We start from the raw sequence: 13,679 nt of genomic DNA, 5'->3' as shown, positions 1-13,679 counted from the left end.
CGGGGACGCTCAACGTCCCCGATCCTCCGTTGATCATGAAAGACCGGCGTCGCGAAAGGTCCGCTCAGCACCCACCATCCCCAAAGGAACTACAAGCATCCTGCGAGTAAGGAGCCCCCTGCCACCCCGAAACCCCCACGGTCCGCGAAGTGTCCTGAACGACGAACCGCCATCCACCGGAATAATCGTTGTCATACCACCGATTCTCCTGCCGGAAGGTCACCGCGTCCGAAACGGAAGATCCCCGGTAAGGCGACCAGTCCGGATAGGTCCCGAAGTTCGCCAAGAGCGCCATCCGCCCGCAAAAGCCTGAGCAATCGGACCCGTGAGAGAACTTGTTGCCGTGGATGGAGACCCGCTGGGTCTTCCACCGGCAGTCGTCGTACAACGGCCGAGAAGTGATCCCCGGCGAAGAGCAGGAGGAGACCGAAGGGACGAGGAGGGTACAAGAGCCGGAAGACGTGTTCGCCGGGCTGTTGCAGAAGCGGTCCGCGTTCTCCCACAGGGTGATTCCGGACCAGTTGTCCTCGAAGACGTTGTCGACGATCTCCACCAGCGAAGTGCGGGCACGAACACGCGGCTCGCCGCCGGACTCCGAAAGGTAGATCGTGCCGACCGGGAAATCGTCCCCGCGAGAAGCGAAAGCGCGGCCTTGCACGAGCGTGTTCCGCCGGAAGGTGTTCCCGCGGACCACGACGTTGTAGGAGATCTCGTAGAACAACGCCTCGGCCTCGTTGTCCTCGATCAAGTTGTCCTCGATGAGGAAATCGTTGTTGTTCGTGTCGGCCCAGAGCCCGACACCGTGGTTGTGGTGGACCCAGTTGCCGCGGATGTCGGCGCCGTTCACGGCCCAGAATTTCGCTCCGCCGCTGCAGCCGCAGCCGGGTTCCTTCGTCTCCCAGTCGTCGGTGTTGTTCCCGGTGATCTCGTTGCCCTCGACGAGCAGCCCGGTGATCCCGTCGCCCGCCCGGTAGGCGTTGATGCCGTACTGCCCGTTGTTCCGCAGGCAGTTCCGGAGGATCTCCTGACGCGGACCCGCCATCATCGCGGCACCGCGGTTGTCCTCGATGGTGTTGCCTTCGATGGTCCAGTGTTCACCGGAGTCGTGGTTCACCACGCCCTGATCGCGCGGCGCCGCGAAACCGCGGATCGTGAGGCCGCGGATGACGACGTCGCGAGCCCGCTGGGTGAACGCGTAGCGGTTGACGCCGCCACCGTCCAGTACGGCGCCGGGTGCGCCGAGGTAGGCGTTGCCGTCCTTGGGGATGATCTGCCCGAACTCGTCCGGGCCGAGGGTGTGCTTGCCCTCGGTCAGCCAGAATGTCGTGCCGGCCGGGAGTTCACGTGTCTTCGCGGAAAGATCGATCCCCGGGGAGATCACCACGGCGCCGTCCGGTTCGCCCGGGCTCACCGGCCCCGCGGCGCAGGCCGCGACAGGAGCCGCCGAAGCCGTGACGACTCCTGTCGCGAGCAGCATCAGAACAACCAGGAACGCGGGCATGAAGGCAACGGTAAGCCACTATGGACGGTCCCAGGTGGACACTTACAGGTGAACCTTCAGCAGGTCACCGGCTCTCCGAACCCGCTGCAGATGTCCTGCAGGTAGGGCGCCGCCTGCCATTGCGCCGGGGTCAGCCGCCGTGACGTGTCGTGGGCGACGAACGTCCAGGGCCCGTAGTACTGGTTGTCGTACCACCGGTTGTCCTGCCGGAAGGTGATCGACTCGGAGATCACGGCACCCCGGTATGGCGACCAGGCCGGGAAGGTCCCGTAGTTCGAGAGCACCGCCATCCGCCCGCAGAGGCCGAGGCAGCCTTCCAGCGACGAATCGAACTCGAACGTGTTCTCGTGCACCGAAACGCGCTGCGTCTTCCAGCGGCAGTCGCCGTACAGCGGTTCGGTCTTGATACCCGGATCGGAGCAGGCGGACGTCGGCGAAACCAAGGCCGTACAGGACAGCGTCGACGTGTTGGCCGGGCTGTTGCAGAACCGGTCGGCGTTCTCCCACAGCGTGATCCCCGACCAGTTGTCGGAGAACATGTTGCCCCGGATGTCGATCCGGCTGGTCCGGGCGGGCAGTCTGGGCTCGCCGCCCGATTCGCTGAGGTACACCGCGGCGACCGGGAAGTTGTCGCCCTTGGCGGCCCGGTTGCGGCCCTGCACCAGCGCGTTCCGGTTGAAGGTGTTCCCGATCAGCTCCAGGTTGTAGGAGATCTCGTAGAACAGTCCCTCGGAGGCGTTGTCCTCGATCAGATTGTCCTGGATGAGGAAATCGTTGTTGTTCGTGTCGGCCCAGAGCCCGACACCGTGGTTGTGGTGGACCCAGTTGCCGACGACGTCGGCACCGTTCACGGACCAGAACTTCGCCCCGCCGCTGCAGCCGCAGCCCGGGATCTTCGTCTCCCAGTCGCCGGTGTTGTTCCCGGTGATCTCGTTGCCCTCGATCACCAGATCGGTCAGCCCGCCGCCGAAACGGTAGGCGTTGATGCCGTACTGGCCGTTGTTGCGCAGGCAGTTCCCGATCACCCGCTGGCCGGTCCCGGTCATCATCCCGGCGCCGTCGTTGTCCTCGATGACGTTGCCTTCGATGGTCCAGCGCTCACCGGAGTCGTGATTGACCACGCCCTGGTCCCGTTCGGCGACGAAACCGCGGATGGTCAGCCCGCGGATCACCACGTCCTTGGCCGACGTGGTGAAGGCCGCGCGGTTGATCCCGCGTCCGTCCAGTACGGCGCCGGGTGCGCCGAGGTAGACGTTGCCGTCTTTGGGCATGACCTGGCCGAACTGGTCGGAACTCAGCGTATGCGTGCCCGGTGCCAGCCAGAACGTGCTCCCCGGCGGGCTGAACCGGGTCTTGTCGGTCAGATCGGTGCCCGGATCGACGACCTGGGCGCCTTCCGGGGCGGAAGGGACGCCGACGGTCGTGCCGCACACCCCTCGATTCGGCTCTTCGGACGCCACCGCTGTGTGCTCTGTGTTCTCTACGGTGACCTGGAGCAGTAGTACGGACAACGCGGCGCAAAGCGCTCGCATGCCGGTCGAGCGAGGTGCGATCCTTGAGCTCATACCCTTCTCCGAAAAACCGGCTTCACCGGACGGCCACCCAGCCACGGCGCCGGATCTTCCGCGTCGAGCGCTTTGCGGTACACGAGGCAGGCCTGCGAGACCACTTCGACCGTCCGGTCGATGTCTTCTTCGGACAACGCGCTGCTGACCACGAACGACGGTCCGAGGACCCCGCCCGTGACCAGTTGCCGCAGGAACAACGTTCGGTAGTCCTGCGACGGTTTCTTCTCGGCGTCGAGCGTGCCGAAGACGAGGTTGCTCGCCCGGCCGCGCACGACGACGTGTTCCCCGACCCCGGCCGAGGCCGCGACTTCGCGGACCCCGGCGGCGAGCCGGTCGCCGAGCGCGTGCAGCCGCGCGGCGATGCCTTCTTCGGTGTAGGTCTCCATGACCGCGATCGCGGCGGCCAGCGAATGCGTTTCGGCGCCGTGCGTGGTGGACAGCAGGAAGACGCGCTCCTTGGCGGTGCGGAGCCCGCCGAGTTCCATCAGTTCGCGTTTGCCCGCCAGCGCCGAGACGGCGAATCCGTTACCGAGCGCCTTGCCGAACGTCGAGAGATCCGGCGTGACGCCGTAGAGACCCTGCGCTCCCGCCTCGGACCAGCGGAAACCGGTGATCATCTCGTCGAAGATCAGTACGCAGCCGTACCGGTCGGCGAGTTCCCGCAGGCCGACGAGATACCCGGCGGGCGGTTCGAGCTGGGTGGACGCCTCCAGGATGAGGCAGGCCACCTGGCCCGCGTTCTCCCGCAGCAGCCGTTCGGTCGCGGGGAGGTCGCCGTAGGGGAACGACACGGTGAGATCGGTGATCCCGTCCGGGATGCCCGACGACATCGCCGTGGTGCCGATGAACCAGTCGTCGATGGAGAAGAAGGCGTGGTCACGGCAGATCGCCACGAGCGGCCTTCCGGTGGCGGCCCTGGAGAGCTTGACCGCGGCCGTGGTGGCGTCCGAACCGTTCTTGGCGAACTTGACCATCTCGGCGGTGGGCACGGTTTCGAGGAACTTCGCCGCCGCCCGTTCCTCCACAATGGATGGACGGGCGAAGTTGGCGCCCCGGTCGATCTCGCGGTGGGCGGCTTCGCTCACCCGCGGGTGTACGTGCCCGAGGCTGACCGCGCGCAGCCCCGAGCCGTACTCGATGTACTCGTTCCCGTCGACGTCCCAGACGTGCGCGCCGAGCCCGTGCGAGATGACCGGCGCCAGGTTCTCCGGGTACTGATCGTCGCCCTTGGCGTAGGTGTGCGCCCCGCCGGGGATCATCGCGTGGAGGCGCTCGTTGGCCCGCATGGATCGGGGAAGCTGACGGGGCATGCTCTCACCTCGTGTTCTGTAGTACCTGGTGGCGAATCTGAGACGAATCCGCGTGACCCGCCTCGCCGAAGACCCGCTATCGCGCCGGCGTCCCGCCGACGTCCATCGAGGACGCGGGTCCACCGATGGACGCCAGTACCGCGGAAAGCGGGAGCGCGGATCGGTCCCGCTCCGACATCAGCGCCACCGGAAGCGGCCACGGGATCGCCAGCTCCGGATCGTCGTGGGCGATCGCGACGTCCTCGGAAGGGTCGTGCGCGCGGTCGATCCGGTAGGAGACGTCGGCGTACTCGGTGAGTGCCTGGAATCCGTGCGCACAACCCGCCGGGATGTACAGCGACACCTGAGTCTCCCCGGACAGTTCGAACGTCTCCTTGCCGAGGTACGTCGGTGAATCCGGCCTGAGATCGACCACGGCGTCGAAGACGGCGCCCCAGGAACAGCGGACGAGTTTCGCCTCACCGAGCCCCGAGCGGAGGTGCATCCCGCGCAGCACGCCCTTGCGGGAACGGGAAACACTGTCCTGGAGGAACCCGTTCGGGTCGATCCCCGCCGACCGGACGACGTCGGCGTCGAACGTTCGGCAGAAGAAGCCGCGCTCGTCGGCGTGCGGGGTCGGCTCGAACAGGTACGCGCCCGCGATGGCGGGCACCGGGATGATCTTCATCGGACTCCCATCGGCAGGACGGCGGCCGAAAGTGCGGCGAACTGTTCGTCCAGCAGCCGCTCCTGCTCCGCGCTTCGTTTCGCGACGATCTCGGTCAGTTCGCCCGCCCTGGACTCCAGTTCGGCGAACTGGCGCACCAGCGCCTCGAAGTCGATCTCCTTGGCGGATTGGCAGAACTCCCCGAGCCCGAGTGCGGACATGAGGACCTCGTTCTTGCGGGCGTACCCGACGGACAACGTCGGCTTCGCCAGCTTCAGCGCGCACAAGACGTTGTGGTAGCGCGTGGCGACGACGGTCTCGACCGTCGACATCGTCCGCATCACGTCGTTCAGCGTGGCCGTGTCGGCCGCGGTGACCAGCGGGGATTCCAGCTTCCGCATGATCTCGCCGACCACCTGCGCGTCGGCCCGGTCGCCGATGAACAACCGCACTGGCCGGCCCTCGGCGACGAGGCCGGCGACGAACCGAGTCATCTTGTCCACATAGGACCTGTAGATCTCGGCGGCGCGGGCCCTGTCGTCGTTCCCGCCGTGATAGGCCATCACGCCGATTCCGACGGAACGGGGCACCACCGGCTCCGAAGTCGAAGAGAGAGCGAAGGCGAGGTCGGGGTAGACGCGGTCGTTCGTGACGTCGGTGCCCATCGCGCGCATCGCTTCCCGCGACGGCTCGTCCCGGTAGGACCGGAACGACGCGAGCCGCGCCGCCCAGCCGATGATCGTCCGGGTGGCCCGGTGCGTGCTCACGGTGGCGCCGACACTCACCAAAGCCACCTTGGTGCCGACCAGACGGCCGGACGCCGAAAGCAGCAGCAGTGCGTACGGGAAGCCCCACGGACGCAAGGGAAGGGAGGATTCGAGGACACCCATCCCCGGCACGATCACCACGTCCTGACGCCTGACCCAAGCCGTCGTGCGGAAGATGTCGACGAGTTTCCCGAAGCCCTTCATGGCGATGGAAAACGGTCCCGATGCCGTTCGGTACTCACCTTCGTACCAGTTCAACGCGGTCGTCTCGAGTCCGTAGCGCGCCGCGACGACTTCCGGACCGCCGCACATCACGCTGAGCGCGGCGTCCGGATGTTCCGTGCGCAGATACCCGAGAACCGCCTCGAAGGAACCGTCGTTGCCGAGGTTCCCCGATCCGAGGAGTCCGAACAGCCCGATTCTCGCGGGCGAGGTCAAGAGACTCGTCCCTCCTGGCCTGCGACGACCGACGCCACGGAGACCTCACGCGGGCCCAGTTCGGCCTCGGCCTGGTCGGGCATCCGGCCCATGGCCGGGTTCCCCGCCCGGTTCAGCATCCATTGCCGCAGATAGCGGAAGCATTCGCGCTTCTCCGCGCCGGAGATCGGCGCGTTGCGGATCGCGTTGACGTAGCCGAGCACGTACTCGCCGAGCAACCGGACCATCGGGTGGCGGAGCTTGTCGGCCCGCTTCGGGTCGAGGTTGGCGGCCCGCCTGCGCACGGTCGGGTGCTCGTGCTCGGAGCGGCCGGGGTGGTCACGCCGGAAGTACAGCCAGTCGGGCACCTGGTGGAACGGGCCGTGCAGGGCGAGTTCGGAGATGATCGTGCGGTCCGCGTGGTGGTAGCTGTCCAACGGTGCGACGCGGCGCAGCACCTCGGTGCGGATGACCGCGCCGTCGTCGTCCCCGCCGGGTGCGAACAACGTGCTGCGGAAGCGTTCCGCGGCGTGCGGCGAAGCCGTGTTGAGCGGGTACTCCAGTGCCTGCGTGACGACGGCCTTCTCGTCGATCATCGCCGTCCACGAGTGCGAGAGGACGAACTCGGGGTGCTCGTCGAGCGCCTCGACGCACCGTTCCAGCAGGTCGCATGCGTAGAGGTCGTCGTCGGACGCCCACTTGAACAATTCGCCGCGGGCGACGTCGACGCAGTAGTTGTGGTTCGGCGCGCAGCCGATGTTCACCGGTTGGCGGACATACCGGACGCGGGAATCCATCTTCGCGTACTCGCGGCTGATCTCTTCGGTGCGGTCCGAGGACGCGTTGTCCGAGATGATCAGTTCGAAGTTCTCGTAGCTTTGGCCGAGGAGTGCGTCCAGCGATTCGGCGAGGTAATCCTCGCCGTTGTAGACAGGGAGCCCGATGCTCAGCCGAGGAGCGGTGCTCATGACGTCCTCATTTCTTCCTTCTCCGAAGTTAGGTGCTCTTTGAGGGCGGAATGGAGCTGAAGCCACCACACCGCCGATCCGCTGGTGATCGCCAACGCGACTCCCCAAGCGGATCCGGACGCCCCGGCCAAGAAGGCGCCAATGAGCCCGAAACCGACATAGCCGGCCGAGTTGATCAGCTGGGCGCGAAGGCTCCTTTTCGCAGCGCCGAGCGCACGCAATCCGGCGGCCGCCCCGGTGTTGAATCCCGCCGCGGCGATACCGATGGTCACCGGGAGGATCAGTTCGGAGGCGGGAGCCCAGACGTCGCCGAGGACGAACCGGCCGGCGTCGTCGGGTACCAGAAGCAAGGCGAGACCCCAGACCAGGGCGGCGGCCGCCTGGCCCGCGCCCAGAACGGCGCAGAAGTGGCGTAGGCGATGCGGCGCTCGCTGGAGCACTCGCGCACCTTCCGCCACCGTGACCAGGGAAAGTCCCATCAGAAGAGCGAAGAACGGTCCGAGCAGCAGTTCGGCGCCGCGGACCGCGCCGACGCTCTCGAGTCCGGCGATCGCGCCGAGTCCGTACATGCGCAGCTGCGTCGAGCCGCTGTTGCTGACGTTTTCGATCAGGTAGCGGGTGCCGAGGTCTCGGTGCCGCTTGAGCCAGTCGAGCGTGCCGCGCGGATCCGGCCGGACCCCGGCCTGCAGGCAGCCGTATCCGGCGGCGACCGCCCCGGACAGGCCCCACGCCAGGATGAACGCGACGACCGAGTCGAACCACCGGTGGGCGATGAACAGCGCCGGGATCAGGGCGACGCCCCAGACGACGTCGTTGACGAACGCCTTCTTCCCGTGCCCCGCTGCGAAGAAGCTGAACCGCCACGCGTCCTGCAGCAGCAACGTGGGGATGACCAGGCCGAGCGCGACGAACGCGCCGCCGATGGGGCCGCCCACCACGAGACCGGCGACCACACTGATGGCACCGGCGAGGACACCCGCGGAGAGCGCCGTCCCGGTCGCCCTGGCGGTCGCCGTCCGCCAGGTCTCGGTGGGCACCCCGGAGAAACGCACCATCAGCGGATCCGTCGTCAGCCCGCGCGACAGGTTGAGCACCACGCCGTAGCTGACCCAAGCGAGGCTGAACATGCCGAAGGCGAACGTGCCGAGTGAGCGCGCCACGAACAGCCCGACCACGAAGTTGGTGATGCTGGAGACGGCCTGGTCGCCGAGGCCCCAGCTGAGCCGTCCGGCCATGGCCCGGACGGCTTGGGAACGCAGAAGTGATCGCATGGGGCCTCTAATTCTTGAGCAATCCGGCGTCGTGCAGTGCCTGAGCGGCGGCGACGACGGAATCGAACGGCAGCCCGGACCGATCGGCGACGTCGAGGAGGCTGTGCTCGCCGTCCGAGAGGTTGAGCACCCAGAGCATGGCCATCTGGGCATGCTTGGCGTCACTTCGCCCGCCGAGCGAGTCGTACAGCCCGCGCTTGCCGAGTTGCGGCTCGCCGAACGGGCTGAGGTTGACGTAGCTGCGGTTGCGGTCGAGGACGGCGAAGGTGTCCCGCAAGGTCTGAAGGGTTTCCTCCATGGCCGCGGTGGAAACGAAATCGAGGTTGTCGGCCGAGGTGTGATATTCGGGATAACCCGCATACGGCGTCCTCGTCAGCGAACCGACGCCGAGATTGAAACCGGGGGAGCAGAACTGGCGCTCGTCGTAGCCGTACGGTGAGAAGTCGGCGATCTTGTGGGCGCGATCGGCCAGGACGTACGTGAGCACGCGATCGATTTCGGCGTCGCCCCGGCGGCTTCGTTTGTAGGTCAGCGGCCCCGGGTCACCCGCGCACGCCAGCACGAGCCCGGCCTTGATCCGGCCGACGCGGTCGTTGTTGCGCGCGAGCCAGGTGATGGCGCCGATCGTGCCCGGCATGAACAGGAACCGGTACGTGTAGTGGGGCTTCTTCAGCGTCCGCGCGAACGCGGCGGCGATCGCGATCCCGGCGACGTTGTCGTTCGCCAGCGAGGGATGGCAGGTGTGGCAGGAGATGATCACTTCGTCGGTGACTTCGCCCGGTACGACGTGTTCGGCGTAGGTGAGGCTCCCGTTCGTCAGCGTGGAGTCGATGTGGACCTCGTACTCGCCGTCCGGCATCGCGTCGAGGGTCTCCTGTGCCAGGCAGAAACCCCACGTCGGCGAGTAGTAGCTGGTCCGGTACGGCACCAAGGACGGTTGATCGGGCAGGGTGTGCAGGTGTTCGCGCAGTTCGGTGAGTGGCATCGTCCGCGAGACCGGGACGCTGTAGCCGACGACGTGCAGGTTCGACTCCCGGAAGTCGACGACCTTCCGCCCGGAAGGGTCCTTCACCCAGGCGTCGCGGATGTTCCACTCCTGGGGAACGGTCCAGTCGAGCACCTGAGTCCCGGTCGGCACCTCGTGGACGTCGAGCGGGATGTGCTCGCCGAGGATCTCCAGCGTGGCGCGGACGCCGTCGCCGGTGATGCTGCGGCAGAGCGGATACAGGCGCTCGACCAGTTCGCGCAGGTCGGCGCCCGTGTCCAGTGGCTTGCGGGTCATCACCGTCGCCGCAGGGTTTCGTCGATCTCGCCGGCGGCGGCCCGCGCGTTGAGCGTGGCCAGCCTGGTGAAGCGGTTCTTGAAGTCGTGCGCGGTCAGGCCGTGCGTGCGGTAGGCGTAGATCAGGTCGAGCGCCCCGTCCTTGACCGACCACTCGCATTCGAAGCCGGGGATCGCGTCGCGGAAGCGGGAGAAGTCGACGCGATAGGAGCGCGGGTCGCCCGCGGACTCGCCGGTGATCCGCAGCTTCGCGCTGGGGACGGCCTCGACGACCTGCTGGGCGATCTCGGCCACGGTCACGTTGTTGCGCTCGGTGCCGATGTTGAAGGCCTTGTCGTGGACGGCCACCTTGGGCGCGACCAGCGCGGCCTCGAAGGCGCGCGCGATGTCCTTGGCGTGCACCAGCGGCCGCCACGGCGACCCGTCCGACAGCACCAGGATCTCGCCCGAAACGTGGGCGTGCGCGGTGAGGTTGTTGAGCACGATGTCCGACCGCAGCCGCGGCGAGAAGCCGAACGCGGTGGCGTTGCGCATGTACACCGGGGTGAAATCGTCGTCGGCGAGTTCGTGGAGGTCGTCCTCGACCCGCACCTTCGACTCGGCGTACGGCGTCACCGGGCGCAGCGGCGCGTCCTCGTCGACGAGGCCGTCTCCGCCCGAAGCCCCGTAGACCGAGCACGTCGAGGCGTAGAGGAACCGCTTGACTCCAGCGTCCTTCGCCAGCTTCGCGAGCTTGACCGAGGCGTGGTGGTTGATGTCGTAGGTGAGCTCCGGCGCCAGCGACCCCAGCGGGTCGTTGGACAGCGCGGCGAGGTGGATCACCGCGTCCACCCCGGTCACGTGCTCGGCCGCGACGTCGCGGAGGTCGACTTCGTAGCCCTTGGGATCGTCGGGTTTCGGGCCCAGCACGCAGGTGTCGAAGAGACCGGAGTCGAGGCCGACGACCTCGTGGCCTTCGGCGGCCAGTACCGGGGCCATCACCGTACCCAGGTAACCCTTGTGCCCGGTCAGCAGCACACGCATGGCTTTCAGCCTTTCGGAGTGAGGTCGAGCGTCAGTTTCTTGAGGTCGAAGGCCTCCGCGTAGCGCTGCCCGCATTCGATTCCGCGGATACGGGCGAGGCCGAGGAAGGCTTCCCGGTCGTACCAGGGCCGGTGCCGCTGAGAGGCGTAGTGCTCCTGCAGCAGCCGGACCTTCTCTTCGGCGCGCTCGGGCGTGAGCGGTACGTACGCGGTGGGTTTGGCGAGGTCGCCGTCCCATTTCGCGATCTCGTACTCCAGCTGGAGATGGGTGCGGAACACCGTCGGCACCAGCGTCGCCAGCCCGCGGTGGTCCTGGTGCGCGTCCGCCGTGCGCGGGGAGAGGACGAGGTCCGGGTCGGTGCGGCGGCGCAGCTCTTCCAGGGCGTTCTTGGCCTCTTCCCAGTGCGCGGGGAACCGGCCGTCGGGCAGTTTGAGCACGGTGACCTCGACGTCGGCGCCCTGGCAGAAGGCCGCGAGCGCGGCGCGCTCCTCGGCCTCCCGTTCGGTGCCGCCGCCGGAAAGGACGAGCGCGTCCACCCGGACACCGGGGTTGGCGGCGCAGAGCGTCAGCAGGGTGCCGCCCGCCCCGATGGCGATGTCGTCGCAATGCGCGCCCAGCGCGACGATCCGTTCGAGCCCGCCGGTACCGAGTCCGATCACGCGATGCTCACCGGAGCCGGTTCGTGTTCCCACAACGCCCACGGACGGTCGCCGCGCGCGTAGGCGTCGTCCAGCTGGACGCGTTCCTTGACGGTGTCCGTCGGCTTCCAGAACCCGCGATACGGGTACGCGAGCAGTTTCCCCTGCTTGGCGAGTTCTCCGCAGCCGTCGGCCACGAGGTCGCCGCCCTCGGGGATGTGGTCGAAGATCTCCTGGCGCAGCACGAAGTACCCGCCGTTCTCCCACAGCGGCATCTCGCTGACCGGGGTCAGCGCGCCGATCCGTCCGTCCTCGCCCATCTCCACGCAGTGGAACGACGACTGCGGCGGTACGACCATCATCGACGCGCCGGCGTCGGATTCGGTGAACCGCTCGATCATCTCCGGCAGGGGAGCGTCGGTGAGGACGTCGGCGTAGTTGGCGAGGAACATCTCGTCGCCCTCGAGGTACGGGCGCACCCGGCGCAGCCGCTCGCCGATGGCCGATTCGAGGCCGGTCTGCACGAAGGTGATCGACCAGTCCGCGATGTCGGTCGACAGCAGTTCCGCCTTGCCGTTGCGCAGGACGAAATCGTTGGAGGTGGTCTCCCGGTAGTCGAGGAAGAACTCCTTGATGTGGTGCGCGCCGTAGCCGAGGCAGAGGACGAACTCGGTGTGGCCGAAATGCGCGTAGTACCGCATCACGTGCCAGATCAGGGGTCTGGGGCCGACCATGGCCATCGGCTTGGGCACGTCGGACGCGTCACCGTTGCGCATCCGCATGCCGTAGCCGCCGCAGAAGAGGACTACCTTCACGACTTCACCTCGACGATTTCCAGGTGCGGGATGGGGAAGACCAGTTTTCCGCCCCACTCGTCCACAAAGGACAGTTGGGCGGTCAATTCCTTCCGGAGGTTCCACGGAAGGACGAGCACGTAATCCGGCTTGTCGGCTTCGATCCGTTCGGGTGGCAGGATCGGGATCCGGGTCCCGGGGGTGAACCGGCCGTGCTTGTACGGGTTCCGGTCGACGGTGTACCGCAACACGTCCGGGCGGATACCGCAGTGGTTCAGCAGCGTGTTCCCCTTGCCGGGGGCGCCGTAACCGACGACGGTCTTGCCTTCGAGCGCCGCGTCGGTGAGGAACTTGTTCAGCTCGAGCCGGACCTTGGTGACCCGCTCGGAGAATTCGGTGTAGCCGGACATTTCGTGCAGTCCGGCGGCTTTCTCGGCGTCGAGGACCTGAGTCATCCGCTCGCTCGGTTCGCCGGCGACGGCGTCCGGGCGCGCCCACAACCGGATCGAACCGCCGTGGGTGGGCAGGAGTTCGACGTCCACAACGGACAATCCGCCGCGCGCGAGGGCCCGGCGCGCGGAATCCACCGTGTAGTACTGGAAGTGCTCGTGATAGATCGTGTCGTACTGGTTCTCCTGGATCAGTGTCAGCAGGTGCTGGACCTCGATGCTGACCCAGCCGTCGTCGGCGACCAGGGCGCGGAGCCCGTGCGTGAAACCGATGATGTCCGGAATGTGTGCGTAAACGTTGTTCGCCACTACGAGGTCGGCCGGACCATGTTCCTCACGGACGTCGCGTCCGGTCTCGGGACTGAGGAACGCGGTCTTCGTCGGCACCCCGGCGTCACGCGCGGCTTGGCCCACGTTCACCGAGGGTTCCACGCCCAGACAGCGGATCTGCTGTGCCACAACGTGTTTGAGCAGATAGCCGTCGTTGCTGGCGACCTCGACGACGAACGAGGACTCGTCGAGCCCCAGCCGCTCGACGGCGCCGTCGACGAAGGTCTTCGCGTGTTCGACCCAGGAGGAGGAATACGACGAGAAGTACGCGTATTCGGTGAACGTCTCTTCCGGGGTGATCAGCGGCGGAATCTGGGCGAGCCGGCATTCCGTGCAGACACGCAGATGCAGGGGGTATGTCGGCTCCGGCTCCGCGAGCTGCTCCGCGGTCAGAAATCGTTCGCACGGCGGTGTCGCCCCGAGGTCGGCGACACTGGCGAGATGGGCCGAGCCGCAGAGTCGGCAGGTGGTCATCGAAGAGGCTCCTTGGCTCGCGTCACGTATCCCAGACGTCGGCACCTCGGGTCGCCTCGTTACATGCCTTTCAGGGGTCTCACGCTTCCGTCTCACAACCGAAACCTGTCGTCTCGGCCATCGGCGCAGACGTCTCCGCCATCCGGGCGCGGGTACCCCGGCGGATCGCGTTTAGCGGGCTGAACGCGATCCGGCCAGACCCGCGTGAAGGCCCCCTTCCCGCGGCTGAGCCGAGGGAAGGG

General features: G+C 67.2%; 12 protein-coding genes. All 12 read right to left on the bottom strand.

Annotated elements, in window-relative coordinates; all coding sequences use genetic code 11:
• Window positions 1-64: 64 nt before the first annotated feature.
• Window positions 65-1,501: a right-handed parallel beta-helix repeat-containing protein gene (locus tag LCL61_RS41915; protein WP_340684823.1), complete on the bottom strand. Its 1,437-nt coding sequence runs from the start codon at window positions 1,499-1,501 to the stop codon at window positions 65-67.
• Between the two features lie 56 nt (window positions 1,502-1,557).
• Window positions 1,558-3,066 (bottom strand): right-handed parallel beta-helix repeat-containing protein, encoded by a 1,509-nt coding sequence (locus LCL61_RS41910; protein WP_340684822.1) that lies wholly within the window; start codon window positions 3,064-3,066, stop codon window positions 1,558-1,560.
• Window positions 3,063-4,379 (bottom strand): glutamate-1-semialdehyde 2,1-aminomutase, encoded by a 1,317-nt coding sequence (locus tag LCL61_RS41905; protein ID WP_340684821.1) that lies wholly within the window; start codon window positions 4,377-4,379, stop codon window positions 3,063-3,065. The genes LCL61_RS41910 and LCL61_RS41905 overlap by 4 nt, the downstream gene beginning before the upstream one ends.
• Before the next feature lie 76 nt (window positions 4,380-4,455).
• Window positions 4,456-5,046 carry a dTDP-4-dehydrorhamnose 3,5-epimerase family protein gene (locus LCL61_RS41900; protein WP_340684820.1) on the bottom strand — a complete coding sequence of 197 codons (591 nt, stop codon included), beginning with the start codon at window positions 5,044-5,046 and terminating at the stop codon, window positions 4,456-4,458.
• Window positions 5,043-6,230: a polysaccharide pyruvyl transferase family protein gene (locus LCL61_RS41895; protein WP_340684819.1), complete on the bottom strand. Its 1,188-nt coding sequence runs from the start codon at window positions 6,228-6,230 to the stop codon at window positions 5,043-5,045. The genes LCL61_RS41900 and LCL61_RS41895 overlap by 4 nt, the downstream gene beginning before the upstream one ends.
• The gene (locus tag LCL61_RS41890) at window positions 6,227-7,177 is read right to left on the bottom strand and encodes a glycosyltransferase family 2 protein (RefSeq protein WP_340684818.1); all 951 of its coding nucleotides are present in this window, start codon (window positions 7,175-7,177) and stop codon (window positions 6,227-6,229) included. Before LCL61_RS41890 ends, LCL61_RS41895 begins: the two co-directional genes overlap by 4 nt.
• Window positions 7,174-8,448 (bottom strand): hypothetical protein, encoded by a 1,275-nt coding sequence (locus tag LCL61_RS41885; RefSeq protein WP_340684817.1) that lies wholly within the window; start codon window positions 8,446-8,448, stop codon window positions 7,174-7,176. Before LCL61_RS41885 ends, LCL61_RS41890 begins: the two co-directional genes overlap by 4 nt.
• Window positions 8,449-8,455: 7 nt before the next feature.
• Entirely contained in the window at window positions 8,456-9,730 is a 1,275-nt protein-coding gene (locus LCL61_RS41880; protein ID WP_340684816.1) for a DUF4910 domain-containing protein, read from the bottom strand.
• Entirely contained in the window at window positions 9,730-10,752 is a 1,023-nt protein-coding gene (locus LCL61_RS41875; RefSeq protein ID WP_340684815.1) for an SDR family oxidoreductase, read from the bottom strand. Before LCL61_RS41875 ends, LCL61_RS41880 begins: the two co-directional genes overlap by 1 nt.
• 5 nt (window positions 10,753-10,757) lie before the next feature.
• Complete coding sequence (locus LCL61_RS41870; protein WP_340684814.1) at window positions 10,758-11,411, bottom strand: PIG-L deacetylase family protein; 654 nt, start codon at window positions 11,409-11,411, stop codon at window positions 10,758-10,760.
• A complete protein-coding gene (locus tag LCL61_RS41865; protein WP_340684813.1) occupies window positions 11,408-12,205 on the bottom strand; it encodes a sugar phosphate nucleotidyltransferase in 798 nt (265 codons plus the stop codon). Before LCL61_RS41865 ends, LCL61_RS41870 begins: the two co-directional genes overlap by 4 nt.
• On the bottom strand, window positions 12,202-13,437 hold the full coding sequence (locus LCL61_RS41860; RefSeq protein ID WP_340684812.1) for a class I SAM-dependent methyltransferase: 1,236 nt from the start codon (window positions 13,435-13,437) through the stop codon (window positions 12,202-12,204). The genes LCL61_RS41865 and LCL61_RS41860 overlap by 4 nt, the downstream gene beginning before the upstream one ends.
• Window positions 13,438-13,679 lie beyond the last annotated feature (242 nt).

It is taken from the genome of Amycolatopsis coloradensis (assembly GCF_037997115.1).
GTDB classification, from domain to species: Bacteria; Actinomycetota; Actinomycetes; order Mycobacteriales; family Pseudonocardiaceae; genus Amycolatopsis; species Amycolatopsis coloradensis_A.
Note: the sequence above shows the minus strand (reverse complement) of the source record. Positions and strands in the feature narration are given on the sequence as shown.

Coding starts and splice junctions, on each gene's coding strand:
- LCL61_RS41915 (WP_340684823.1), bottom strand. CDS start 1,501: ATGCCCGCGTTCCTGGTTGTTCTGATGCTGCTCGCGACAGGAGTCGTC.
- LCL61_RS41910 (WP_340684822.1), bottom strand. CDS start 3,066: ATGAGCTCAAGGATCGCACCTCGCTCGACCGGCATGCGAGCGCTTTGC.
- LCL61_RS41905 (WP_340684821.1), bottom strand. CDS start 4,379: ATGCCCCGTCAGCTTCCCCGATCCATGCGGGCCAACGAGCGCCTCCAC.
- LCL61_RS41900 (WP_340684820.1), bottom strand. CDS start 5,046: ATGAAGATCATCCCGGTGCCCGCCATCGCGGGCGCGTACCTGTTCGAG.
- LCL61_RS41890 (WP_340684818.1), bottom strand. CDS start 7,177: ATGAGCACCGCTCCTCGGCTGAGCATCGGGCTCCCTGTCTACAACGGC.
- LCL61_RS41885 (WP_340684817.1), bottom strand. CDS start 8,448: ATGCGATCACTTCTGCGTTCCCAAGCCGTCCGGGCCATGGCCGGACGG.
- LCL61_RS41880 (WP_340684816.1), bottom strand. CDS start 9,730: ATGACCCGCAAGCCACTGGACACGGGCGCCGACCTGCGCGAACTGGTC.
- LCL61_RS41875 (WP_340684815.1), bottom strand. CDS start 10,752: ATGCGTGTGCTGCTGACCGGGCACAAGGGTTACCTGGGTACGGTGATG.
- LCL61_RS41860 (WP_340684812.1), bottom strand. CDS start 13,437: ATGACCACCTGCCGACTCTGCGGCTCGGCCCATCTCGCCAGTGTCGCC.